Source organism: Clostridium simiarum (assembly GCF_018919175.1).
GTDB lineage: Bacteria > Bacillota > Clostridia > Clostridiales > Clostridiaceae > Clostridium_L > Clostridium_L simiarum.
The window spans coordinates 1,447,631-1,474,091 of sequence record NZ_JAHLQL010000001.1; the positions used below are offsets into that span (position 1 = coordinate 1,447,631).

Annotated in this window: 20 protein-coding genes; 4 read left to right on the top strand and 16 right to left on the bottom strand. The window is 30.3% G+C overall.

Annotated elements, in window-relative coordinates:
• Window positions 1-8: 8 nt before the first annotated feature.
• From ortB to KQI89_RS06850, 3 genes are all read right to left on the bottom strand, one after another.
• Complete coding sequence (gene ortB, locus KQI89_RS06840; protein WP_216456440.1) at window positions 9-1,421, bottom strand: 2-amino-4-oxopentanoate thiolase subunit OrtB; 1,413 nt, start codon at window positions 1,419-1,421, stop codon at window positions 9-11.
• Between the two features lie 38 nt (window positions 1,422-1,459).
• Entirely contained in the window at window positions 1,460-1,756 is a 297-nt protein-coding gene (gene ortA, locus KQI89_RS06845) for a 2-amino-4-oxopentanoate thiolase subunit OrtA (protein WP_216456441.1), read from the bottom strand.
• 329 nt (window positions 1,757-2,085) lie between these two features.
• Window positions 2,086-3,369 carry a methyl-accepting chemotaxis protein gene (locus KQI89_RS06850; RefSeq protein WP_216456442.1) on the bottom strand — a complete coding sequence of 428 codons (1,284 nt, stop codon included), beginning with the start codon at window positions 3,367-3,369 and terminating at the stop codon, window positions 2,086-2,088.
• Between the two features lie 180 nt (window positions 3,370-3,549).
• Between KQI89_RS06850 and KQI89_RS06855 the strand changes: the two genes are divergently transcribed.
• Together KQI89_RS06855 and KQI89_RS06860 are read left to right on the top strand one after the other, a co-directional pair.
• Complete coding sequence (locus KQI89_RS06855) at window positions 3,550-3,966, top strand: Fur family transcriptional regulator (protein WP_216456443.1); 417 nt, start codon at window positions 3,550-3,552, stop codon at window positions 3,964-3,966.
• 186 nt (window positions 3,967-4,152) lie between these two features.
• Window positions 4,153-4,596: a Dps family protein gene (locus KQI89_RS06860; RefSeq protein ID WP_216456444.1), complete on the top strand. Its 444-nt coding sequence runs from the start codon at window positions 4,153-4,155 to the stop codon at window positions 4,594-4,596.
• Between the two features lie 178 nt (window positions 4,597-4,774).
• Here KQI89_RS06860 and KQI89_RS06865 read toward each other — a convergent pair whose 3' ends face one another.
• On the bottom strand, window positions 4,775-5,203 hold the full coding sequence (locus KQI89_RS06865) for a flavodoxin (RefSeq protein WP_032122332.1): 429 nt from the start codon (window positions 5,201-5,203) through the stop codon (window positions 4,775-4,777).
• A 321-nt stretch (window positions 5,204-5,524) separates the two neighbouring features.
• On the opposite strand from KQI89_RS06865, the gene KQI89_RS06870 reads away from it, so the two are divergent.
• The gene (locus KQI89_RS06870) at window positions 5,525-6,235 is read left to right on the top strand and encodes an ABC transporter ATP-binding protein (RefSeq protein ID WP_032122333.1); all 711 of its coding nucleotides are present in this window, start codon (window positions 5,525-5,527) and stop codon (window positions 6,233-6,235) included.
• Window positions 6,228-7,835, top strand: a complete 1,608-nt coding sequence (locus tag KQI89_RS06875; RefSeq protein ID WP_216456445.1) for a hypothetical protein — start codon at window positions 6,228-6,230, stop codon at window positions 7,833-7,835. The genes KQI89_RS06870 and KQI89_RS06875 overlap by 8 nt, the downstream gene beginning before the upstream one ends.
• A gap of 75 nt (window positions 7,836-7,910) precedes the next feature.
• On the opposite strand, the gene KQI89_RS06880 is transcribed toward KQI89_RS06875, so the two are convergent.
• The 12 genes from KQI89_RS06880 to proC all read right to left on the bottom strand — a co-directional run bounded on the left by KQI89_RS06880 (window position 7,911) and on the right by proC (window position 26,402).
• A complete protein-coding gene (locus KQI89_RS06880) occupies window positions 7,911-9,278 on the bottom strand; it encodes an MATE family efflux transporter (protein WP_216456446.1) in 1,368 nt (455 codons plus the stop codon).
• Between the two features lie 450 nt (window positions 9,279-9,728).
• The gene (locus tag KQI89_RS06885; protein ID WP_216456688.1) at window positions 9,729-11,141 is read right to left on the bottom strand and encodes a flotillin family protein; all 1,413 of its coding nucleotides are present in this window, start codon (window positions 11,139-11,141) and stop codon (window positions 9,729-9,731) included.
• A gap of 79 nt (window positions 11,142-11,220) precedes the next feature.
• The gene (locus KQI89_RS06890) at window positions 11,221-11,751 is read right to left on the bottom strand and encodes an NfeD family protein (protein ID WP_216456447.1); all 531 of its coding nucleotides are present in this window, start codon (window positions 11,749-11,751) and stop codon (window positions 11,221-11,223) included.
• Between the two features lie 182 nt (window positions 11,752-11,933).
• Complete coding sequence (locus KQI89_RS17625) at window positions 11,934-13,937, bottom strand: S9 family peptidase (RefSeq protein ID WP_246582967.1); 2,004 nt, start codon at window positions 13,935-13,937, stop codon at window positions 11,934-11,936.
• Between the two features lie 283 nt (window positions 13,938-14,220).
• On the bottom strand, window positions 14,221-15,939 hold the full coding sequence (locus KQI89_RS06900; RefSeq protein WP_216456448.1) for a methyl-accepting chemotaxis protein: 1,719 nt from the start codon (window positions 15,937-15,939) through the stop codon (window positions 14,221-14,223).
• A 498-nt stretch (window positions 15,940-16,437) separates the two neighbouring features.
• Entirely contained in the window at window positions 16,438-16,914 is a 477-nt protein-coding gene (gene msrA / locus KQI89_RS06905; RefSeq protein WP_032122339.1) for a peptide-methionine (S)-S-oxide reductase MsrA, read from the bottom strand.
• 42 nt (window positions 16,915-16,956) lie between these two features.
• Entirely contained in the window at window positions 16,957-20,205 is a 3,249-nt protein-coding gene (locus KQI89_RS06910) for a DEAD/DEAH box helicase (protein ID WP_216456449.1), read from the bottom strand.
• Window positions 20,206-20,485: 280 nt separating this feature from the next.
• A complete protein-coding gene (locus KQI89_RS06915) occupies window positions 20,486-21,172 on the bottom strand; it encodes a corrinoid protein (protein ID WP_216456450.1) in 687 nt (228 codons plus the stop codon).
• Window positions 21,169-22,092, bottom strand: a complete 924-nt coding sequence (locus KQI89_RS06920) for a uroporphyrinogen decarboxylase family protein (protein WP_216456451.1) — start codon at window positions 22,090-22,092, stop codon at window positions 21,169-21,171. Before KQI89_RS06920 ends, KQI89_RS06915 begins: the two co-directional genes overlap by 4 nt.
• 241 nt (window positions 22,093-22,333) lie before the next feature.
• Window positions 22,334-24,058 carry an ASKHA domain-containing protein gene (locus KQI89_RS06925; RefSeq protein ID WP_216456452.1) on the bottom strand — a complete coding sequence of 575 codons (1,725 nt, stop codon included), beginning with the start codon at window positions 24,056-24,058 and terminating at the stop codon, window positions 22,334-22,336.
• Between the two features lie 9 nt (window positions 24,059-24,067).
• Window positions 24,068-25,090 carry a methylcobamide:CoM methyltransferase MtbA gene (locus KQI89_RS06930; protein ID WP_216456453.1) on the bottom strand — a complete coding sequence of 341 codons (1,023 nt, stop codon included), beginning with the start codon at window positions 25,088-25,090 and terminating at the stop codon, window positions 24,068-24,070.
• A gap of 499 nt (window positions 25,091-25,589) precedes the next feature.
• Window positions 25,590-26,402 (bottom strand): pyrroline-5-carboxylate reductase, encoded by an 813-nt coding sequence (gene proC, locus KQI89_RS06935; RefSeq protein WP_216456454.1) that lies wholly within the window; start codon window positions 26,400-26,402, stop codon window positions 25,590-25,592.
• Window positions 26,403-26,461: the final 59 nt, after the last annotated feature.

A 26,461-nucleotide genomic window follows, 5' to 3' on the forward strand; every position in this document is an offset into this window, starting at 1 on the left:
TTCCTCCTTTAATCTATTTCAATATTATGCTTATTTAATATTTCTAATACTATTTCTTTAGATAACTTAGTTTCTTTAGATAAAAATTCTACATCCACTGGTTGTACCTTATTTTCTGTCAACTTTCCAATACTATTTTTTATATAAGAATTTCTTAAAGCTTCCATATCCATTTCCTTAACTGAAACTAAGTTTGGATGTGAAGGAATTACTATGTTCTCACCTGGTACTTGATCCTTTGGATCACCAATGAAAACTTTAATTCCATTTTCCTTAGCAAAATTAAGTTGAGGTATTAAATGTTTCCCTGCTCCTGTATACTCAGTTTCTTGAACAACTATCACATCATCATCGTCATATTCTTGACTAATAACAAAAGCTGCTACTAAAGATGTATTTCCAGCAGGACCTCTTTCTAATCCTTCAAGTTGAGCTAATACTTCAGTCATCCAAAATACTTCTCCTTGAGTGATTGTTACATATCTATCTAAATATCTTAAAGGCCTTGCTGCACTTCTTGGCACATCAGATCTATCTGGATAAGTCATAAATGGAATTCCAAAACCCGTATGACCTGTTGTAAAAGATTTTTTATTAAAATCTATATCTGATGCCATATGAAGTCCTGAAAGATCTACAGAAGCTCCTATTACTTTTGTATTCAAAGCTCCCTCTTTAATAAGCCCCCTTGCAGTGCCAGTAACATTTCCTCCTCCTGCATGAGTTATAATTACCGCCTCTGGCTCTTTACCTAACCTTTCTCTGCACTCCTTTGCTATTTCATATCCTAAGGTTTCAATTCCTGCTATACCATAAGATGAATATAATGATGCGTTATAATATCCTGTATCTTCAAGTATTTTTAAATAGGTATAAAATAATTCAGGGCCTACAGTAAGTCTAAGAACTTCTGCTCCAAAGCCTTCACATTTTCTTCCCTTTTCTAATATCTCCGGCTGCCCCACCTTTTTTGAATCATAACATTCATTAGCTATTATGCATTTGAGTCCTCTTATATTGGCCTGTGATGCAACTGCTGCTCCATAATTCCCTGAAGTGGCTGCAGCTACCCCACTATATCCTCTCTTCATTGCATCATATACAGATATAGCAGCTCTCCTATCTTTAAAACTTCCTGAAGGATTACAACTTTCATCTTTTACAAATATTCTAGCTGCTCTTCCAGTCTTTGAAGATTTCCTTGCCAGTTTGGTAATATTTTTTAATTCCAATAAGGGTGTTTGTCCAACCCCTGCATCCTTTTGTATTTCTCTAATTTCTTCTAAGGAATACCCCACATCTTTCATTAAAGCTTCATAATTAAATGAAAGCTTTCCAACTTCATATTTATTAAAATCTATGCCCACAGACTCAAGCATTATTTCATTTTTTCTATCCATAAGCTCTTGGTATTTATTCATTTTTATATTCCCCCCTTATTAACTCTGCCTAAAAAACATTATTTAATATTTCCTATTATTTCTCTTGCTTGTTTTCCTATCCTATCTATTTCAGCCACGTGTTTACCATAGCTATGATAGTATCCTGGTTCTATCTCTACCACTTTTCCTTTAACAATTCTACCTACATTAGTTTCAACTTCTACTTCTTCACCTAAATTACAGTCATTAAGACAGTATCCTCTTATCCAACATTTAAGAGGGGTTTCTTTGGTTTCTTTTGGTATGTTTAAAGCCCTATGTTCTGTAGTCAAAACAACCTCTTCAATTTCAATCCAAGTGCCTTTTTTTATCATATTACTTCACCTACCTATTTAAATTTTCATCAAATAATTATTAATTTAATATGGAATTTGCTTATAACAGATTTTAGTTGTAAGGATGGTATCTAAGGTTAAATAATTTTGAAGACATGTTTCCCAAAATTTAACTCTATATATTATATATTATCATACTTTTTATGGAATTAAAGGGTATTATTTTCTAATTTTTAAAAATAAAAACTTATTAGTGTAAAAATAAAATAAAACCTATGCTAAATAATACATTTTACTATTTAGCGTAGGTTTTATTCATAATATTCTAATATGTAGATGACTTTCCTATATAATATTACTTTATTACTCTAAAGCTTAAACCTTGAAACTACATCTTTTATTTCCATAGCTCCTTTTAAGTTTTCTTCAGATATAGAATTTACTCCCTCTATACTTTTGGAAACATTTTCAGCTTTATATGCTATGATTTCTGAACCTTTAGCTTCTTCTTGGATGGTTGTGGCTACTTCTGCCATAGAAGTTTTAATACCTTCTGCAGAATTTTTTAAATCCTCCACTATATTCTTAAACTCTTCCATGGTATTCTTCATTTCCTCTGCATCCTTATTATAGTTTTCCCCTATAACAACCATATTTTCATAATCCCCTGCAACATCATTATCTACAAACTCCAATATTTCATTGCTGCTCTTAGCCAAATTATTTACAGCATCATTAACTCTCTTTACTATATCTTGAATCTTACTTACCGTATTAGATGATTCATCTGCAAGCTTTCTTATTTCATCTGCTACTACAGCAAAACCACGTCCTGACTCCCCAGCTCTTGCTGCTTCTATAGCTGCATTTAATGCTAGAAGATTTGTCTGCTCTGTTATAGCTAGTATAGATTCTGCTAATTGATTTATTTCATAAACTGCATTAGAATCCTCTATAGCATTTTCCATGTTTTCTTTAACATTAATATATATATCTTCTGATTGTTTCTTAGATTTTAAGGCATTCTTACTTATTTCCTCTGCTCTTACCTTTATGCCTTCTGAGTAATTAAAGCCTTCCTCTGCTTTTGTCTTAACTACCTCTATATTTTGTAATATCTCAACTGCCGAATTTGAAACATCCTCTGCTAAAGCTGCACTTTCTTCAGTTCCTGCTAAAAGCTCCTCTGTGGTAGCTACAGTCTCATTATTTCCAAGGGCAACACCTTGCAACATTTCTTTTATATTTTGCGCATTAATTTCTGTAGATTTTGAAACCTCAGATAATGTAGCAATTATATTTCTCATAGCCTTTCTTAAATCATAGGTAGCGTTGGCAATCTTACCAACCTCATCTTTTCGTTTCATATATACCTTTATACTAGACTCCTTCTCTAGGTCTAATTTTGAAGTTCTTCTTAAAAGCTCTATTATAGCATTTAATGGCTCTATTATAAGTTTTACTATTCCATATGCTAATATGGTAAAAATTAAACCAGCTATTATAGCTATAACAATTATTCCCTTCATCATAGAATTCATGATAATAGCATCTATTTTAGAATGATACCTATAAATGTATAGAGCTACTGTAACCATTAATAAAATTATAGTGGAAGTAAACACAGTTATAATCTTTTTCCCAATTGACATGTCTTAACCCTTCTTTCGTTATTATCAGTATTGTCTATATGTATTATACCATGGAAATATACAAAATTTTACTCCTAAATCATAAAATTCTTATATACTTGTATATATTTTTTTCTTTATCTATAATATAATTATAATTGATTTAAAATTGTAATAAATATAATAGGAAGGATGTAAAAAATGCATATAAATAATGTTGATACTTATTTAAGGGATCACGGTATTAAGCCTTCATATCAACGAAAGAGAGTTTTAGAATATATAATAGAGCATCATAATCATCCTACTGTTAGTCAGATATATGATGATTTAATAGATGATATCCCCACTTTATCTAAAACAACAATATATAATACTTTAAATCTTTTTGCAGAAAAAAAAATAGTAGAAGTCATTACTATAGAAGGTAACGAAGCAAGATATGACATATTTAATCCTAAACCCCATGCACATTTTAAATGTGATAAATGTCAAACCTTATATGACATAAACTTAGATTTCAGTAAAATTGCTAATGAAGATCTAAAAGATTATATTGTAAAGGATCAATATATTCATTTTAGAGGTACGTGTCCTAATTGTTCTAAAAGATTATAGGCATTAAGGAAAGTAGCTTTCCTCTATCCCCGTAAATATTGATATTATGTAAAAAAAGCTGAGAATAAAATTTCTCAGCTTTTTTCATTTATATATTGACAATAACTAATTTAAGAGTTATTATTGTATTGTAATCATTACAAATAAATAATCATTACAAATATTAAACACATAGGAGGTACTTTTATGAATAAAGAAAATCTAACTAAGGAATTAAATGTTTATCTTGCAAATTTAAATATACTATATGTTAAACTTCATAACTATCATTGGAATGTAAATGGTACAGGATTCTTTGAACTACATGCTCAATTTGAAAACTTCTATAATCAAGTTTCTTTAGATTTAGATGCAGTGGCAGAAAGATTATTAACTATAGGTGAAAGACCTGCTGCAAGCATGAAAGAATATCTTGAGATTGCTACAATAGAAGAAAAATCCAGTGAAGCTATATCTTCAAAAGAATCTGTAGAATTAGTAATTAAGGATTTCAAACTTATGTTAGATAGCTCTAACAACATTCTTAAAATAGCAGAAGAACTAAAAGATGTTCCAACTGCCGATATGCTAACTCAGTTTATAGCAAATTATGAAAAAACTCTATGGATGTTAGAAGCATATAGTGCTTAAGCAGTGAACCAAGATCTATGATCTTGTGTGAATCGGTTAAGCAGATACCCAAACCTGTAGTTTGATGGTCGTCGCTTACTCTTTGAGTACTCATCCGAAGATATGAGGATGAGTTTCCTTTAAAAAAGTAAAACTTCAATCAAATAATTTTATATTGATTGAAGTTTTACTTTAATAATTATAAACTTGCTAACTTTTTACCTAGTTCTTTGCACTCTTTTATTCCTTCGCCATCAGGCTCACCATTTACCATCAACCCATCGTTAATTAAGATTGCATTGGAATTCTCCATTCTTTCCTTCCAGTCTCTCATCCACTGTCCATCACCCCAGCCATAAGATCCAAATAAAGCTACATTTTTTCCACTTAATTTATCCTGAATACTCTCTACAAATGGCTCCATTTCGCCTTCTTCTAAAACCTCATCTCCCATAGCTGAACAACCTAATGCGATTACATCTGCCCCTGTTACATCTTCAATTGTAGCAGAAGAAACATTTAATAGATTCACCTTAGTGTCAGAAGAAACAGCTCCTTCTGAAATTAATTCTGCCATTTTTTCTGTATTACCTGTTCCACTCCAGTATATTATTGATATTTTTTTCATATAAATACCCCCCTCCAATGATATTGATTATCATTACTAACTGTAGTGTAGCATATTTTTCTATATTTAACAATATTAAATTGGAAAATGTTTTTATTATAATTGCTAATAATATACTGCGCTCCTTATTAAAACTTTTATTCAGATAATTAATAATCATATTTTTCTTATAATTTTCATTAGCTATTTACTCTTTTCATGGTATTAATTACAAATACTTTAAATTTTGCTATAATTATTATATGAATAATCTATAGTTTACAATAAATAATGTTTTTATATTTGTAAATTTACAGTTAATAGTTGAAGGGAGACAACATAATGAAGCTGATATTAGAAAACATAGAAAAAAGTTTTGGAGAAAAAAAGGTGCTAAAAAACTCCTCCTTTATATTTGAAAAAGGTAAGATTTATGGATTATTAGGCCGTAATGGCGCAGGAAAAACCACCCTTTTTAATTGTATAAGCGGAGATCTTAGCTATGATCATGGCAAAGTAGTGCTTTTTGAAGAAGGACAAAGTAATGAGGAAATAAATTACTCAAAGGTAGGATATGTTTTTTCCGAACCTGTACTTCCAGAATTTTTAACTGGATATGAGTTTTTAAAATTCTATATTGATATTAACAAAGATAAAATCACAAATTTACTAACTATTAATGAGTATTTTGACATTATAAAAATCAATGAAGAAGACAGATATCGTCTAATAAAAGGTTATTCTCATGGAATGAAAAACAAAATACAGATGGTTTGTTTTTTAATAACCAGACCTCCTGTAATTTTGTTAGATGAACCTTTGACCTCCTTTGATGTAGTTGTAGCTCTTGAAATTAAAAATTTACTTAAAAAAATAAAAACTGATCATATTATCATTTTTTCCACACACATCTTGCAGCTTGCTACCGACTTATGTGATGAACTAGTGGTTTTGAATAATGGTGTTTTAGAAGAACTGGATAGTGAACTTCTAAAGAGTCCTGAATTTGAAGAGAAAATCATGGAAATTTTAAAGGAGGAAAACTATGTTTAGAACCTTTGTAAATAGTTTCAAAGTCTCCTTTGTAGAAAATGCCAATTCCTTAATATACTCTATTAAGAGAATACCTCTTATAGGAAAGAAAGTACCTGAAAACCTATATAAACAAACCAAAGCTAAACTAATTATAGGTGTTATACGTGAAATATTTGGAGTGTTAGGAGGATTTCTCGGAAAGGCCTTTTATTTGGGCTTAATGGTTATTTTGCCTTCTTATTTAATTACTAAGGATAAAACACAGATTCTACCTGAATTTTTACACATATTTTTCTTTCTAAGTTTTGTTTTAGGTTCCTTCATGAATTTAATAATTTTTGATACTAATAATAAGTCTGCCTTTAATATGATAACCTTAATGAGATCTAACCCAAAAGAGTACTATCTTGGACAGATATTATATAGAAATATAGAAAAGTTTATATATTTTCTTATTCCTATGATGATTATAGGAATAAGAATTGAACTTTCCCCACTAAAAGCTATAATGCTTATAACTGAATTAGCTGCTTTTAGACTTATAGGGGAATGGTTGCATCTTTATATCTATGATAAAAGAGGAAAAATTCTATCAAATAATAATTTTTTTATATATTCTTTAATAATAGTTGGACTTGCTCTTGCTTATGTATTACCTTTAATAGGTTTAACTATTAATTTTCAAAGTATATTATTTAATTTTTGGTCATTAATTATTACACTCATTTTAGCCTCATTAGCCTTTATATACATATGGAAATATAAAAAATACACTACGATATCTAAAACTTTATTAACCAAAGATAATTTATTTAATATAGAAACATTTAAATCGGATCTAAACTTTGTAGATGTAAAATTAGATGAAAATAAACTAAATACGAAAGACTTAAATACAAAAACTTATGACAGAAAGCAAGGCTATGAATATTTAAACTCATTATTTTTCCTTCGTCATAGAAGAATAATGGTAGATCCAATAAAAAGGAGAGTTATAGCTATAGTTATTTTATTTTTAATTGCCATGTACTTTGTGATATTTATGCCTTCTAAAAAAGTATGGTTTGTAGAAACAATTAAAAGAAGTACTCCTTTGTTGGTATTCATAATGTATAGTCTTTCAACAGGAGAAAGAATCTCTAAGGCTATGTTTTATAATTGTGATGTAAGCCTTTTAAGGTATAGCTATTATCGTGATAAAAAGGTTATTTTATCAAACTTCACCTCAAGACTTAAAAGAGTGGTTATTCTTAATATAATCCCTGCTTTAACTTTATGCATTGCTATAGCTGTGATTATGGCTACTAGTGCTTCAGTTATGGAGCTTTTTAGAATAATTCCTTTATTTTTATGTATACTCTGTTTATCCTGTTTCTTCTCAATACATTATTTGTTCATGTATTATGTAATACAGCCTTATACAAAAGAACTGACAGTGAAAAGCCCATTATTTAAAATTATAAATGGATTAGTGTATTTCCTTAGCTATATGTGCCTTAAAATTAAGACCTCTTCATACTTTTTTACCTTAGGGGTATTAATTATAACCATTGTCTATATTATAATTGCACTAATTTTAACTTATAGATTAGCACCTAAAACCTTTAAATTAAAATAAAAATAGTTAGAGGCTTGTTTTAAAACAAGCCTCTAATTACTTACCTATATACTCTAAATTTATATTAAGCATAGTCTAAAAATTTATATTATCATTATTCAAAAAGGTCTTCTTATAAAAGATAGAAAAGCATAACATGGTTGTAAGAGCCGCTAATATATCTGCTATGGGCTCTGCCATCAATACCGCCTTCAATTTATTTTCAAAAAACATTGGAAGTATAAATATAAGAGGTATTAATAATACTATTTTTCTTAATAATGCCATTATAAGTGATATTTTAGCCTGTCCTAGAGCAAGGAATGTTTGCTGGCAAGCTATTTGTGCACCGAATAGAAAAATCCCTCCAAAGAATATCTTTATACTCATAGATGTAATTTCTACAAGTTCTGGTTTCTTATTAAATATAGCCACAAATATTTCTGGGAATAGCATAAGTAATCCCCACATAATAATTGTATAAGCTATACAATTTATAAATAATAGCTTAAAGGTTTTCTTTACTCTATCTAAGTTTTTAGCTCCAAAATTATAGCTTATAATTGGCTGCGCTCCTTGAGATAATCCAATTATAGGTAGGGTTACTATCTGCATAATGCTACTCATTATAGTCATAGCACCTACCGCCAAATCTCCACCATACATTTGTAACTTATTATTTAGTGATATTAGCACTAAGCTTTCCGTAGATTGCATTATAAAAGGTGATATACCAAGGGCCATAATAGGTGCCACTACTTTTAAATTTGGAACTAAATGTTTTTTTCTAATTTTAATTATACTTTTCTTTCCTAATAGGAAGTATAAAACCCATAGTGCTGAAACTATTTGAGCTAAAATAGTGGCTAAAGCTGCTCCTTTAACCCCCATATTAAATACAAATATAAATATAGGGTCTAATACCATATTTATAATTGCACCGCTAATTACTGTAGCCATACCTATTTTTGCGAAACCTTGAGTATATATAAATGGATTCATACCTAATGCAATCTGTACAAATATAGTACCTATAAGATATAAAGTTAAATAATCTATAGCAAATCCAATAGTGGCTTCACTTGCACCAAAAGCCCATAGTATAGGCTCTTTAAATATTATAAAGACTACAGTTAAAATGGCCCCTAATATTAATAACATAGCAAAGCTATTGCTCATTATTTTTTCTGCACCTTCATTATCCCCTTCACCCATTTTAATAGCAGCTAGTGGAGCTCCCCCCATACCAATCAATGCACTAAAAGCTGATATTGTCATAATAATAGGAAAAGCTATTCCTACTCCAGCCATTGCAATATCTCCACTTGGCATCCTACCTATGAAAATTCTATCAACTATGTTGTATAATACATTTACAAGTTGAGCAACAATAGCTGGAAGTGCCAGTTTTAACAAAAGTTTTCCTACGGACCCCTTACCTAAGTCCGTTGACCTTTTGGACATTCTATCATCCCCTTTATGAAGTATTACTATATGTTATATTCTTTAGTTTCATCCCTTGTCTACAATATACTATGATACTACTATATTCCTTTATAAATCAAGGTTTAGGCTATAGTATTATCTAAATATACTTCTTCCTGTTGTTTTTGTGTCATTTTACTAGAGATTATAATTTCATTGCTATCTATAATTTTGTTCTGCATTTTTCATATTATTTAATTGTACACATTTTTCATTATTAAACAATATAGAAAAGAGAATATTGAAATGATGGCAAAATGTTATTGCTATTAACCAAGTTTCATGTTATGATAATTAAGCAGTTGGTACTAACAGTGCTAATTACATGGAACTTAGCTTGTCCTTCGCCGGTGGCTAAGTTCCTTTTGTTTTTTGTTTCTTTAAATATCATAAAAATAAGCCTGTTTCATCTACAGGCTTATTTAATCATTATTCTTCTATACCATGCTCTTCTATAATAACTTCTTTATTAACTTCTTCTATTTCTTTATCATTCAATTCTTCTCTATTTCCCATTCCTTTAAGAATGCTTAATAAGTCTATTCCTGTAGTTGCCTTTACAGTCTCTGGAACTTTAGTCATTATGTCCGTAACATACCCTGCAACCTTTGAGGCTCCTCCCTGAGATTCCCCTTTTCCTCCATCTATGATTACTATTTTTTCTGTCTTAGCTAAGGGCTCTGCTATAGCTTTCGCTAAATCTGGTAATTTTTCTACTACCATTTGAAGTACAGCAGCTTCATTGTATTGCTTAAAGGCCTCCGCTTTTTTCATCATAGCCTCTGCTTCTGCCTTACCTGTTTCTCTAATAATTTCAACCTTAGCCATACCTTCTAGTCTCATAGCTTCTGCTTTAGCTTCACCTTCTAACTTAATAGCCTCAGCTTTAGCTTGGGCTTCCTGTATAGCCTGATATTTATCTGCTTCAGATTCTTTCTTTACAGTTGCTTCTAGTTCTTTTTCTTTTCTTAAAGACTCCTGCTCTGCAAGTTCTATTTCCTTTTGTTTTCTTATTATTTGAACCATCATTTCTGTTTCAGTAACTTCTTTTTTAACTTTATTAGCTTCTATTTCATAAGCTAAATCAGCTACAGCCTTAGATGTTTCTTGATCTTTTCTATAAGCTTGAACCTTTAATTCTTTGTTTTTCATAGATTCGGAAACAGAAGTTTCAGCTATAAGTTTAGCAGCTTCCCCTTCCCTAAAGGCTTCTGAAGTTTTTATCTTAGTTTCTTTTTGCGCTTCTGCCTCTGCTATATCAGCATCTCTTTTAACTTCAGCAATTCTTCCTTTACCTAGAGCCTTTAAGTATCCATTTTCATCTGAAATGTCTCTTATAGTAAAGGTTTTAATTTCTAATCCCATTTGATCTAAGTCTATAGCTGCAACCTCTTGAACACGAGCTGCAAACATTTCTCTATCTTTGTAGATTTCTTCTACAGTCATCTTAGAAACTATTTCTCTTAATTTTCCTTCAAGTACATCCTTGGAGGTATCTTTAATTATAGCTATAGTTTTTTCTTCATTTCCTGTATTAAATTGCTCTATAGCGGCAAGTACTGATTCATGATCAGATTTTACCTTAATAACTGAAACTCCATCTGCGGTAATTCCAACTCCTTGCTCTGTAAGTGCATTGCCAATCCTAACTTCAATTTTCATATTCTCTAAGGATATCTTATCTGTTCTTTCTAATATGGGAATGACTATTCCTCCACCACCAGATATTACCCTCTTTTTAAGTCCTGTAACTACTATAGCTTTATCTTGAGGAACCTTTTTCCACATCGAAAGAACTATTCCAAGGACTATTAGTATGATTACTCCTATCATTATGGGCATGATATAATTTTCCACAAACCTTCCCCCTTTTTATTTTTTAGATTTAATATATTATTTCTTTTAGAAATTAATAATTATCTCATTGATTTTCTTTTAAAGAAATGACGAAAAATGTACTTTCTTTAATTTCTATTATAATAACTTTTTCCCCTTTATCTAATCTTGTACCTTTAATATTTCTAGCTGGAGATGAGTATTTGTTTCCATTTACCACATAGGTTATAGAACCTACCTTTCCTTCTAAAATAGCTTCTATAACAGAAGCCTCTACTCCAATAAGCTCCTCTCTTTTTATGGAACTAGTATTTTCTGCTTTGGCTAAATTAACTATAACGAACTTCCATATAGAAAAAGCTACAACTATTCCTAAAACCACTGCAATTAAAATGGTATATTTCCATCCTCTCTTTGTACCTATAAGTCCCATGCCCCCAAATACTGTTAAAAAAGAAGCTATTACTGCAGGTTTCATCAAAGATGCAAAAGGAAATTCAAAATTAAAATCCAACCCTCCATCAATATTAAATATATCAAATAATCCTCCTAATATTACAGATAAAACAGAATAAACTAATCCTATTAAAAAACAAATATAAAACACTTTTACCATAACTACCCCTAAAGACATATTTTTATATATTATACCATATTATGTTTCAAAATAATTTATGTTTATGATATTTTTACATCACTGCAAAAAATATCTAAAAGTAATGCATAATCTTCTCTAAATCATAGCAATGGAACAAAAGGTATCTGCATAATAACAGATACCTCTATTATAAGTTATTCTTATTTTAAATAATGTTTAAACCAATTTGTTATTTCCTCAAGTCTTCTTATTCTGTGTTTTGGCTTTCCACTTCTACTTAGTTCGTGATTTTCTCCTTTAAAGAGGCATATTCTTGAATCTACTCCATGATATTTAAGGGCAGTAAACATTTGTAGCGCCTCTGCCATCCAACATCTATAGTCCTCGTCAGAGTGAATAAACAAAGTTGGTGTTTTTGCTTTATCTGCATATCTTAGTGGTGAGTGCCACCATAATTTATCAGGATCATTCCATGGTGTTCCTCCCTGTTGGTCATCTACAAAATAATAACCTATATCTGTAGTTCCAAACTTTGATATCCAGTTTGATATACTTCTTTGAGAAGCTGCTGCTTTAAATCTATCAGTATGTCCAATTATCCAGTTAGTCATAAATCCACCATAGGACCCGCCAGTTACTCCAACCCTATCCTTATCTATATTGGTGTACTTATTTAAAACCTCATCAGTAAATCTCATTATGTCATCATAATCAATAGTACCATACTTTCCTCTTATATCTGAGAATTCATTACCTCTGCCATCACTTCCTCTTGGATTACAGAAAAATACAAAATATCCTTCATTAGCCCAGTACTGCATTTCATGATAAAACACCTCTCCATAAACGGTTTTTGGCCCTCCATGTATATCAAGTATGGCAGGATACTTTTTATTTTCATCAAAATCCACAGGTTTTAACACCCACCCATCTATTAAGACTTCAGGGGCTGTAAGAACGTTCAACCTTTCAGGTTTTGACAATTTTATTTCTTTATTAATCCATCCATTAAAATCAGTTATTTGAAACTCTTCTTTTTCATTTAGCATATATAATTCTTGAAGCTTTAAATCTCTTAATCCTACAAATAGTACTTTTTCATTCTTTACTGAATAGCTATCTACAGACCCATTACCTTCTATTATCTTTTCTATGGTTCCCTCTAAGCTTATCCTATTTAAATGAGAGCTGTACCCTTCTGTGGTTATAAAATATAAATACTCTCCATCTCTTTTAACACTTGGTGATCCTCCATATCTGCAATCAGATCCCACAGAATTCCATGTACTAGTTTCAAAGTTTGGAGTTATACAACTCATTTCTCTAGTTTTTAAATTTAGCTTATAGAATTTATTATTTTCGTTTATTCCATATCTATTCATGTAACTACCAAGTAAAATAATATTGTCCTCATTTATGAAATCTGCATAAGCATAGGAAAATTCTTCACTTTCCATTAGCTTTTCTAAATTCTTATCTTCTACATGATAAATATAAATATTATCCGTTATGGGTGATCTATCTTTAAAGGTATTAGCAATAAATACTAGCTTTGATTTATCTTCATTTAAATTAAAAGCGCCTATAGTCATTAACTCTTCAGTTATGGCTTCACATTTGTTAGTTTTTACATCATAGATGTATAGTCTATTTCTTTTCTTATTTGTAAATCCGCCACCATTACTCCAAAATGGAATTTCATCTATTACTTCATAGTCTTTTTCTTCTTTTCTTCTTTTTAATTCCTTTGACTTTTCTTCCTCACTTAAACTTTCTAAATCAAATTCCACTGGATTATATTGTGCTGTAAATATAAATTTTTCTTCATTAATTTCTTTAATTGCTCCCACATTCAATGGTATCCTAAAAAACTTTTCAGCCTCTCCACCATAAATATTTATTTTATAAAACTGAGTAAACTTTTCTCCCTTTTCTAATTTTTCCTTATCTTTATCATCTCTAACACTTGAAAATATTATGTTTTCTCCATCCTCTAGCCATATAAATTTAGATTCCTTATTAAAGGAGGTTAACTTACTATATTTATTTTCCTTAATATTATATAACCATAAATTGGAATAATAGTTATTATCCTCTGTATTTGGCTCATGTACAACAAAGCAAGCAAAATCTTCATTGGGAGATAGGTTAACATTTGATAAAAATTTATATTTTGTAAAATCATCTAGTTTTAAGTTTTTCATTTTTTACCCTCCTCTTATTAGCTTAACACTCATTGTTTTATACACTCTATTATACTACATTGGATTTTCTATTTTGAATTTTCCGAATAATATTAGGTTAAATCTTATATGATAAAATAAAAAACTGTATCTTTTATAATTAATTTCACTAAACTTCATCTGCATTAGAAATATAAATAGATTCTCCTATTTATTCTATAAGAACTATTAAAAATTAAAAAGTCTATACCATTTTAATTGGCATAGACTTTTTATTAAATAAACTTATTGAAATTTACTTTATTTAAATTTTAAACTTATCTACTTCTACTTTTAGCTTATCTGCAACTTCTTTTGAATTTTCTGCTTCTTTTATTATGTCAGTGGACTTTTGGGTTATATCCATTACTGTTTCAGCAATATTAGTTGTCCCTTCTGCTCCTTCATTGGCTGCCTTAGTTACTTGTTCTATAGTTTTTAACATATCTTGAATAGAAGCAAGCAGTTCTTCTGAGGTAGCACTAAACTCTGTTACAAGTTCATCCACAAATTTTGCATCTTTATTATATGTCTCTGAAACATCTATTATATCTTGATAATCATTATAAACATCCACAGACATAAAATTAAGTAGATCATTAGAGCTATGGGATAGATCATTTACTGATTCAGTAACCTTCTCTGTTATGTTTTGTATTTCAACTACAGTATCCTTAGATTGTTCTGCCAGCTTTCTTATTTCTTCTGCCACTACAGAAAATCCTTTTCCTGCCTCACCAGCCCTTGCTGCTTCTATAGCTGCATTTAAGGCTAATAGGTTAGTTTGAGAAGTTATCTGCATAATTGATTCAGATAGTATACTTATTTGCTGTACTACTTTTGAATTTTCAATTGCCTTTTCTAAGGTAGCTTTAGTATCTTTAAATACACCCATTGCTTTTTCTTGGGATAACATAATATCCTTTTTTATAGTAATTGCTCTTTTACTTATTTCCCCTGCTGAAACTGCTCCCTCTTCAGCTCTTTTAGCAATATCTTGAACAGCCCTTTCTATTTCCAAAGAGGATGCATTCATTTCTTCTGAAGAAGCAGAAGTCTCTTCCATACCTGCTGACAGCTGCTCTGTAGTTGCTGAAACCTCCTCTATGTTAATATTAAGCTCATTTACATTTGCTAAGGTATTGTTAACTATGTATTCTATACTGTTAGATTGAGATTTTACACTTGTAACTAATTCCTTTAAAGACTCCCTCATCAAATCCATTGCTTTTCCCATATCACCAATTTCATCTTTTCTCTTATTAAATACTTCTGGAATATTTTTAGAAAAATCTCCTGTGGATATCTTATTTAAATATTCTACTGCTGCTCCTAATGGAATTGAAATGGATTTTGAAATAATCCATGTAAATAATATAGATACAGCTATACTAATTAGCATAATTACCTCGAATATTTTTATAGATTTATTAAATTCCTTACCATTCAAATCTACTGTATTCTTAGCATTCTTAACACTATATACTGCTAATTCATTTAAATCATCTTGAAATTCTTTTGCAGTATCTTCTATATCATGATACTTATTTAATGCTTCTTGCTGCTTGCCTTCCAGTGCAAGCTTTAGAACTTCATCTCTTCCTGCCTTGTATTTTTGAAGTTTAGCTTCAATTGTAGGAATTTTATCTTTTTCAAAATCATCTAAAGGAGTTTTCTTATATTCTTCCCAGTTTTCTTCAAATACTTTTACTCGTTCTTCTATATCCTGTAATCTCTCATCTTGTGCTTTTTTATCCCCTGAATGTAAAATTATATAATATATATCCGCTTCTATAGCTCTAGATTGATTTCTATTGTCATTAATAGTTTGAACAGAAATTAAATTATCCCCATATAAACTCTCCATACCCTTATTAGCTTTTGAAATATAATGATAACCTGCAAATCCAATAATCAAGCATAGTATAGACATCAAAGCGGATAATAAAATTATCTTCCATCTTACTTTTAAATTATTTATCATCTTCTTCCTCCCATTAAATTACCTAACGGTTATTTTAATTTATCATGAATATGTATATTATTTTAATGGTTTATATAAGTCTTTACAACAATGTTCTACTTTTTTCCTATATATTTATTATATTTGTATTTAAGCACATCATAAATTTTAATTGTATTTATAACTACATTATAATTTTTTCAATTTTACATATAGTATATCTTTTATTTCTTTTTAAATAAAAATCCCATAGTTAAATAACTATAGGATTAAAACTTCATCCCATGACTACCCGCACTAATACTTCCATCTTCTTCAAAATGGGAATAAAGAGGGGCTACCTCCCTGGATAAGGATTTCTAAACTTTAGAGGGAATAAAAAACCCCCTAAAGGCAAGAACTCTGTTTATTTATTGGTAAAAGCATTTTATTATTTACCTTCTAAAATAAAGAAGCTTGCTATAAAAAACAACCAACTTAAGGAAAAGTTAGTTGTTTTTACTTTATTTATATTATAAGTTAATAATCTAGGTTTATATGACAGTAACCTCCTGGATTTTTCTTTAAATACCTTTGATGATATTCCTCTGCATCATAAAAGCACTTGAGAGGTTCTATTTCAGTTACTATTGGTTTTTCATATTTTTCTTGTTCTTTGTCTTTACTTTTTAATATGATATTTAAATCTTCTTCTTTTAGATAATATATACCTGTTCTATATTGACTTCCTACATCATTTCCTTGCCTATTAATTATAGTAGGATCTATTATGTGCCAAAATTTATTTAATAATTCCTCTAAGGTTATAATGCTTTCATCATATTTAACAAAGCAGGCTTCTGCATGGCCTGTAGTCTTCCCACAAACCTCTTCATAAGTTGGGTTTTCTTTGTTACCATTAGCATAGCCAACCTTTGTTTCCAATACCCCTTTAATTCTTGACATATATTCTTCTACACCCCAAAAGCAACCTCCACAAAATACTATTTCTTTCATTTGTTAACCTCCTTAATTTTATTTTAATCACCATAGGTCATATTAACTTTTAAATAATTCTTCTATATCTTCCTCTGTCATAGTGCTTAAAATTACATTTTCATGATTTTCACCATCAATGACACTTTCTATAATCTCTCTTTTCTTTTCCTGAAGATCATAGATTTTTTCTTCTATAGTTCCTTTTGTAATTAGCTTTATCACTTCTACAGTCTTTCTTTGACCTATTCTATGAGCCCTGTCTACAGCCTGATCTTCTACTGCTGGATTCCACCAAGGGTCAAAGTGTATAACTAAGTCTGCTCCAGTAAGGTTTAACCCAGTCCCTCCGGCCTTTAAAGATATTAAGAAAACCTGTGTTTCTCCCTGATTAAATTCATCAACCATTTCCATTCTTTCACTAGAAGACACTGATCCGTCTAAATACATGGATTCTATACCTGATTTATCTAATCTTTTTCTTATATTATTTAAAATTGTAGTAAACTGTGAAAAGAGCAAAATTCTATGTCCGTTTAAAAGACTTTCTTCTAATATTTCATCTAATGCAATGTATTTACCACTATCTCCATTATAATTATCTAAAAAGCTTGAAGGATCACAGCAAATTTGTCTAAGCCTTGTTAATAGAGAAAGTATCTTAATTTTACTTTTGTTAAATCCTTTTTCTTTAATCTCCTCTTTCATCTCTTCTTTAAAGGATTCTACATAAGAGGCATATACTTTTTTCTGATCTTCAGTCATATCTACTACTACTTTGTGCTCTATTTTAGGTGGGAGTTCAAGAGCTACATCTTTTTTAAATCTTCTTAAAATAAAAGGTCTTATAAGTTTTAATAGTTCTTTTAACACAGTTTGGTTCTTATCCTTTACTATGGGGACTTCAAACTTTTTTGAAAACCTGCCATGAGTCTTTAAATATCCTGGCATAATAAAGTCGAAAATAGACCAAAGCTCTGTTAAAGAGTTTTCAATAGGAGTTCCTGTTAGGGCAAATCGTTTCGGCGCATTTATCTCCTTAACAGACTGTGCATTTAATGAAGAAGGATTTTTAACTTGCTGTGCCTCATCTAAAATACATATGCTAAAAGCTATATCTTTATATTCATCTATATCTCTCCTTATAAGAGGATATGAGGTTATAATCACATCATGATTTAATATTTCTTCTCTTTGGCATAGTCTTTCATTTTTACTTCCTGAAATCACAAGTACATTAATATGAGGAGCAAACTTTTCAAATTCATTAAGCCAATTATATACTAAAGATGTAGGGCAAACTATTAATGCTGGTTTATTAAGATTTCCTTCTTCCTTTTCTGATGCAATATAGCTTATAGCCTGAAAGGTTTTTCCAAGGCCCATTTCATCTCCTAGTATTCCTCCAAACCCACAATAAGATAAGGTTTTAAACCACTTAAATCCTACCTTTTGATAGTCCCTCAAATTTCCTGTAAGATTTTCTGGTAATTTATAATCTAATTCTTTAATATCCTTTATTGTATGAATTAAATCTTTAAACTCTTTATTCATTGAAATAAACTGAAGATTACTCTCTTTTATGTTTTCATCTATATAAAGAGAAGCATACTTTGGTAAAGTAACCTTTCCCTTAGCTAGCTTACCCATATCCATATCCAAGTTTTCCATTAAAAAATTAAAATCCTTAATATCCTTTGAATTTAATGGAAGTATATTCCCATTTTTAAGTCTATGATATTTCCTACGATGTTTTAATGAGTTAAACAATCCTTTAAGCTCAGCTCTATCAACACCTTCAATTTCAAAATCAAATTCTAGTAAGTTTGAATTGTTTAATGATATAGAAGATTTAAAGCTTTTTGAAGAAATAACCTGAATATCTTTAAAACTGTCTGAATAATAAACCTCACCTAAGCTTGATATGTTTTCTATGCCTTCTGTGATAAAATCAACGATATCATCTTCTTCTTTCAAATAATACTTATCCTTCTCTCTATTAAACCCAATGTGTTCTAAAACTCTTAATGCATGATTTTCCTCTTTAAGCTTTCTTACTATTACAACATCTTCCGGGTTTTTATCCTGTTTTTTTAATGTAAAAGATATTTTCCCATAATTAAATACTACATCACAACTTACAAAATCATCTTCTTTATCTAAGTAAAACTTAATATTTAATGGTTCTTCTTTAATAATATTACCTAAATCTTCATCTGCAATTAAAGTTTCACTTATGGATTTAAGACTAGGAATAATATAAGTGGCTACTTCTTCAATCTTATCTTTTGGAAACTCTATGCTTTGGCTCTTTTTTTTCTCCATAATTTTATAAATAGGAGCAAAAGTCTTAATTTGATTTTCTGAAGGAAGGTATAGTTTATCCTTATGAATATAAATCTTACTTTTTTTATCTACTGCTTCTGGAAAGTCTTCTTCAAGACTTAGATTTAGCATTTCATCCTTAATAGAAAGATTAAAGTTAAGAGGCATATCCCCTATGCATATCTCTATGGCTTTAAATTCATATCCTTTAAGATTTGCGCTTATATAATCTCCCCTCTTTAACTTTAACAGTCTTAAAAGCTGTGATTCTGTTAAATAAGCTTTTTTACCACTAAAAAATATGGCTCTATTAATATAAATATTCTCATTTACATGTTCATTACTATCGTATATTTCCTTAAGCATCAAAAGAATCTCATAATCCTTTTCTGAAAAGTAATGACTTTCAGGATTAAATTGAAACTCCTTACCAAAATAAATAGTTTTCCCATCTATAAAAATACTTTCTATAAACTCTCTTAAGTTTTTAACCACATATAATCTACCTAACCCCACCTTAAGCTCCATGAAATAAGGTTTATAGAAATTATCAGTAATTTGTAGTATAACTTCCATATTCACAAACTTTCTAGGTTCATAGTTATCCTTTGATTCATCCTTATAATAATCTAATAATTCAACACCATAATTCCCAAGGGAATATCTAGGATTTCTCCCATCTACCCCTTCTCTATTTATTTTTATAAGTACCGCCCCTATATGTTTACAACTTCTATATTTTGCAAAAGCCTCACAAGTGCAGCTAGAAAACAAGGCTCCATTTTTTCTATTTGCTAAAATATTCACCTTATAATCCCTTAAATCATAAGCAGACTCTACAATGGAAATTACAGAAAACATCCTTTCTGAATTTTCTAACACGTCAATTCTTCTTACCTTGTTTCTAAGATACATGTCTAGTCCACGGTTATATGTTATGTCTCCAATTAGATTCTCAATATTTTTGTCATCAAAATTAAACATCATAAGCTGCACCTCTTTTAATCTTCTACCCTTTAAGTAACTTTAAAACTTTCATTAGTATTTAAATGATTATATCCATTATTAATTATTCTATAATCCTATTAATGGATTTTGGTTATTTTTCTTTATTATAAAATTATATCATAATCTTTAATCTATATAATTACTATGCCATATATAATAATCATAACTAAAAAAATATAACACTACAATATCCAATAAGGAGCATTTAACCTTAAGATTAAATGCTCCTTATTATATCTAAATTATTATAATTAAATATTTATTCTTTTAAAATCATTTTTTTAGCAAACTTTGCTGCCTTTGAAGCATCTGTAGTATACAAATCTGCCCCTATTTCATCTGCAAATCTTTGTGATATAGGTCCTCCACCTATCATTACTTTTATATTTTCTCTAATTCCCTCTTCCTTTAGCAACTGAATAACCTCTCCCATACCATCCATAGTTGTGGTCATAAGAGTAGACATAGCTATTATATCTGCCCTTACTTTTTTTGCAGTATCTATAAATTCTCTTGGAGGGACATCTCTGCCTAGATCTATTACCTCAAAACCTTCTGTTTCCATCATTATTTTAACTAAATTCTTACCTATATCATGTGTATCTCCCTGAATTACTCCAATGACTACTTTATGCTTTCCTTCTACATCATTCTTTTTTAGATAGGGCTTTAATACCTCTAATCCTGAATACATAGCATCAGAACACATAAGTAACTCTGGAATATAATATTCTCCCTCCTCATAAAGCTCCCCTGCCCTATTCATTCCATGAGCTAATCCACTATCTATAGCTTCATAGGCACTAATACCATTTTCTATACACTCCTTCGCAATACTTATAGTTTCATCCTCATCCATTTCTACTACAGAATCAGATAAACTCTTAATTAACTCCTCTTTAGTTAATTTCTCTCTAATTAATTCCCCTTTTTTTAAATCACTCATAAATCCCCCACCTTTTTACTTGGGAAATACACCCCCGGGGGTGTATTTCCCAAGTGTATTTCCCAAACTATTGGCTTTTGAAGTTTCTTATTTGCTTTTCTCAAACAATTATGTCCAATTATCTTTATATCTTTTCTTTCTTTTATAATCCAATTCAACGCCTCACTGTAGGTAATATCCTTTGGTACTAAAACTTCTTTAGATTCTATAAATTCAGCCTTAGCTAAAGATGAAGATGTGATACCACATATATGAATAATAGAATTATTTATTTTATCCTGAACTCTTTTCAGTACATTATAGTTATACCTACCACTATATGCCTTGTACATTTTAGGTCCCAAAACATCCATAGTGCCTGCTGAATCTCCATAGGATATTATATCAGCTCCTCTTTTTATTCCTTCTTCTATAAATAAAGCTATGCTTTCCTCTATAACTCCCATAATTTTTTCTACTTCCTCTTTATTTTTCCTTATGGCTTTATAAAAAATCCTAGGTTCTATTAAAGAATTTATTATGGTAAAGGGACCTTGAACCTTTAATATAACTTGCTCTCCGTAACTCTTAAGTATTTCTACTGAACTTAAGACTTTTGCAATCCTTCCTTTATTTATATCTATTACAGATAATTTTTTCAAATCCTCGAAATTAGTAAATGTATGAGCTGATACTCTAGGCCCCATTTTTTCATCACCTAAGTTTATTACTGCTCCTAAAGCTTCTGCTTCTAAAGTCATACAGAAGGGCAATATGCAAAAATCCTCTTTATTAGCTTCCTTTATAGCTTTTGATAAAGCCACCATCTCTTTTTCATTAAAATGTACTTCTGGAAACTTCACTTTAAATTCTTCCATAACTCCAGTAGGTATTTCTTCCTTATCATCTAGTACACATTTGAAATCTCTTTGATACATCATTTATTTCACCTCATCCCACATTTAGTTTTGAAGTAAATTAACTATAGGTTTAAAAGTTTTAAAGATTCAGATAAATAAATGCATTACTCATAATCAAATTCTCTCTTAATCTCTTAATCTCTTAATCTCTTAATCTCTTAATCTCTTAATAGGGTATTTCATGTATTTTCTCTAAATCTTTATAAAGTGAATGATGTTTTTAATAGGTGTGTTTACCTATCTTCTACATTTTGTTTACTTTTTAAAAGCTTAGAGCCTTAACAAAGTAGTTTTGAAAATCATCTCGAGTGGAAAGCTCTATAACCCTTACTTTATCGGAGATAGTATCCATTTTCTCTATAATGCTTTTGTTAATTAAAGAAAGTCTTGCCCCTTCAATAGAAGAATTTCCAACAAAGGTTATATTTCCATTAAAGTCCTTAGGTATTATTCCCATGGTTCTTATGCTTTCTGGATTTAAATGATATCCAAAAGATCCAGCAACAACTACCTCTTCAATTTTATCTATAGTAGTTCCAAGTTCCTTTAAAATCATTGTAATACCTGAAGATATAGCTCCCTTTGCAAGCTGTATCTGCCTTATATCCTCCTGGGATACATATATATTATCTGTAATATAAAATTTCTTATCTCTTAACCTATCCCTTATCTCTAGCGGAAGTTCCTTATTGAATCTTCCACTTTTAAGTATTATCTTTTTCTGAACAAAGGCTGCTGCTATGTCAATAAGACCACTGCCACATATGCTTTTAGGCTGTACTTCTCCTATGATGGAATAAACTATATTATAGTCTTCATCTATAGAAAAAGAATCTATAGCTCCCTCCTCTGCCCTTCCACCACAGCTAATATTCATGCCTTCAAAAGCAGGTCCTGCCGCTGTGGAGGATGCAGTAATTTCCCATTGGTATATGGCCGCTAATTCCCCATTTGTTCCTATATCAATGAATACTGCAGGATTATGTTTTTTATAAAAGCCTGTAGCAATAATTCCAGCTACAATGTCTGCACCTACATAAGAAGAAAGAGATGGCAAAAGAAGTACTTTACCTTCTTTATTTATATGTATATCAAGTTCACTAGCCTTAATTAATAACTTGTCCTTAAAAATAGGTCTATAAGGTGCTTTTGATAATGAATTTGGGATCACCCCTGTAAATAAATGCATCATAGTAGTATTAGCAGCTATTGATAAAATATATACCTCCTCTTTCTTATATTTATCTTCTATTAAAACCTCTATTAAATCATCTATCTTTTCTCTTATAGATTTCTTTAGTACATCTATTCCATCTTCCACTTCATTGCAATAAGTTATTCTTGATAGAACGTCACCTCCATACTCTGTCTGTGGGTTTAAAGAGGATGATTTATTTATTACATTTCCTGATTCTAAATCTATAAGATAAGCTGAAATTCCTGTAGTTCCTATATCTATAGCAACACCTAGTATTGAATCCCTATCCTTTACAATATCAATTAAGTAGTTCTGAAATATAACTCCATAAAGTTTATCTTTTTTATTTTTTTCTGCTAAAGCTATTTTCTTATAAACCTCTAAGCTATTAATTTTATAGGGGATACCTTTCTCATAGGCAATAGAACTTTCAAACTTTATATCTGGTAACTGCACTTTTTTTACTTCACTATCTAAATCAACGGTTATTGAATATCCTTCATTTACTGTTTTAAGTTCATTTTTTTTGTCAATAAGCTGTATCTCCACATCTCCCTTTACTCTTGACATGCAAGCAAGTCTTTCAAAAGTTTCTGTGGTATATCTTTCCTCCTCTTTAGTCTTTTCATATAGATCACCTTTAGCTATAACCTTACATTTTCCACACTTCCCCTTACCGTTACAGGGAGTTTCTATATTTAAACCCGCTACCCTTATACACTCCATTACACTTACACTATCTTCTACACTTATAGTTATGTCTTTATCTTTGAATGTAACAAAAGCCATAAAAGCACCTCACTTTTCATACTTTTTACAGACATTAACCATTGACTGTATATTAATAAGACCACTTCTTACTCCTATACCACAAGCTGGAGCAAGAATGTGAACCCCGCTTTCAATACAAAACTTTGAAAGCTTTCCTACTGATTCAGAATTATTTTTTTCTATAGCATAGGTGCTTACATTTCCCATAATAGCTTTATCTTCTATATTCTTAGCTATCTCTTTTATTGCTGTGGCAGATTCTATACTAATAACATCACTATGAAGTTCATTTAATTCTTTATAAATACTTTCAAGCTTACCGCATATATGAATGATAATTCCCCCCACTGCATAGGGCTTTAATTCGTCCACTATTTTATTAAGATAGGGAATAGCAAACTCCTTAAAAAATTTTGGTCCTAATATCTCTCCAGTGCCTCCTGGATCTGATATAGCTATAATATCTGCTCCTGCTTCTAGCTGAGCCCTTCCAAAAATAATTAGTTCTTCAGTAACAAACTTCATATAGTCATGAACCTTTTTAGGATCTTTTCTAAGTTCTTTATAAAAATATGTAGGTTCCATAAGAGACGAGGCTAAACTTATAGGTCCTGTTAGATTACCTATTATAGGTAGGTTTTTATCCATTTTTTTTAAGTATCCTATAGCATCTAACACCACCTTTGTCCTTCCTTCCCTTAAATCAATTTTATTTAGCATCTCCCACTGCCTTGCAGACTCTATTGGATATTTAGATACTCTTGGTTCATTGATTTTTGATCCTAAAAAAACCTCTGCACCCATAGCCTCAGCTTCCACCGTCATACAAAATGGTACTCCTACATTTTCAAACCCACCATTTTCATATATTCCATAGGTAAGCCTTGCCATTAGCTGTGGATCACTATGAGCTTCTGGCCACTCTACCTTAGTTTTATCCATTACCTCTTCTATTATCATATTCATCATTCCCCCAGGACAAATACATGGAGGTCTGTCAACATCTTTTCTTTTTATGGCACTAAATAATCTTTCCTTTGGAGTAATCATGCCTTTCTCCTTTCAAAATTTTACATACCTTTCATTTGAATTATACTATCTGAAAAGGTTTGTATTAATACTTATAAAGAAAAACAATATTACTTAATCTTAATATTTGTTTTACCAATACTTATATATACTTTTCCTATATAAATAAATATAAAGCATACTTATCCTTATCAATTTTGTAAATACTTATATACCTTTTTTCTTTGCATTTTTATATAATGTATAGGTATTTGATATTTTTTAAGACGGAAATTCATCTCCTAAGATTCCGATGGAGAGTATATTTGTCATAAGCAAACTCTATTTCAGCCTAATAATAACTTGATAATGAAAGAGATCATATCAAAATATAGCTCTGATATGATCCCTTATTATTACAATATTCTTTAAGCAATTCTGAGTAAAACATAGTGTAACTTTGCCAATATACATAGTAAAATTTCATCAGTATATACGTAGAAATTTTGTAATTATGCTCTTAAATACATAATATAATTCTTTACTTTAAATTAGACATTTCAATAGATTTTTTAGTGCAACTTCTCATAGCTGAAATAACAGCTGTTCTTAGCCCTTTTTCTTCAAGAGTTGCTACTGCTTCTATTGTGGTTCCTCCTGGAGAGCAAACCATATCTTTAAGTGCACCTGGGTGCATTCCTGTTTCCAATACCATTTTTGCAGAACCAAGCACAGCCTGTGCTGCAAATTTATAGGCTTGATTTCTTGGCATTCCATTAAGTACTGCCGCATCTGCCATAGCTTCTATAAACATATAAACATAAGCTGGTGCTGATCCACTTACAGAAGTTACAACATCCATCAGATTCTCCTTTACTATTTCTGCCTTACCAAAGCTTTCAAATATAGCAACTATATCTTTTAATTCTTCATCAGTTATCATTTCATTTGGACATAATGCAGACATCCCTTCACCTACAAGTGCAGGGGTGTTAGGCATTACTCTAACTACCTTTAGTTTTCTTTCAAACATTTCTTCTGTGCCTTTAATATCTTTTCCAGCTGCAATAGTTACGATTATTACATTTTCTTTTACCTGATTTTTTATTTGATTAATTACTATTGGATATAACTCTGGCTTTACAGATAAAATTAATATATCCGAAGTTTGAGCAACCTTACTATTATCAGTAGTTGTATTAATTCCATATTTATCATTAGCTGCTTTTAGACTTTTTTCGTTTAAATCCGCAACAATTATATCACTTGGAGAAACTATATTACTTTTAATAATTCCTCCCACCATAGCGAGCCCCATATTTCCGCAGCCTATAAATCCTATTGTCTTTTTCATAATTAAATCCTCCTAATTTTAACAGTAACTAGCCTTTTTAAAGGACTCCTCAGTCCTGT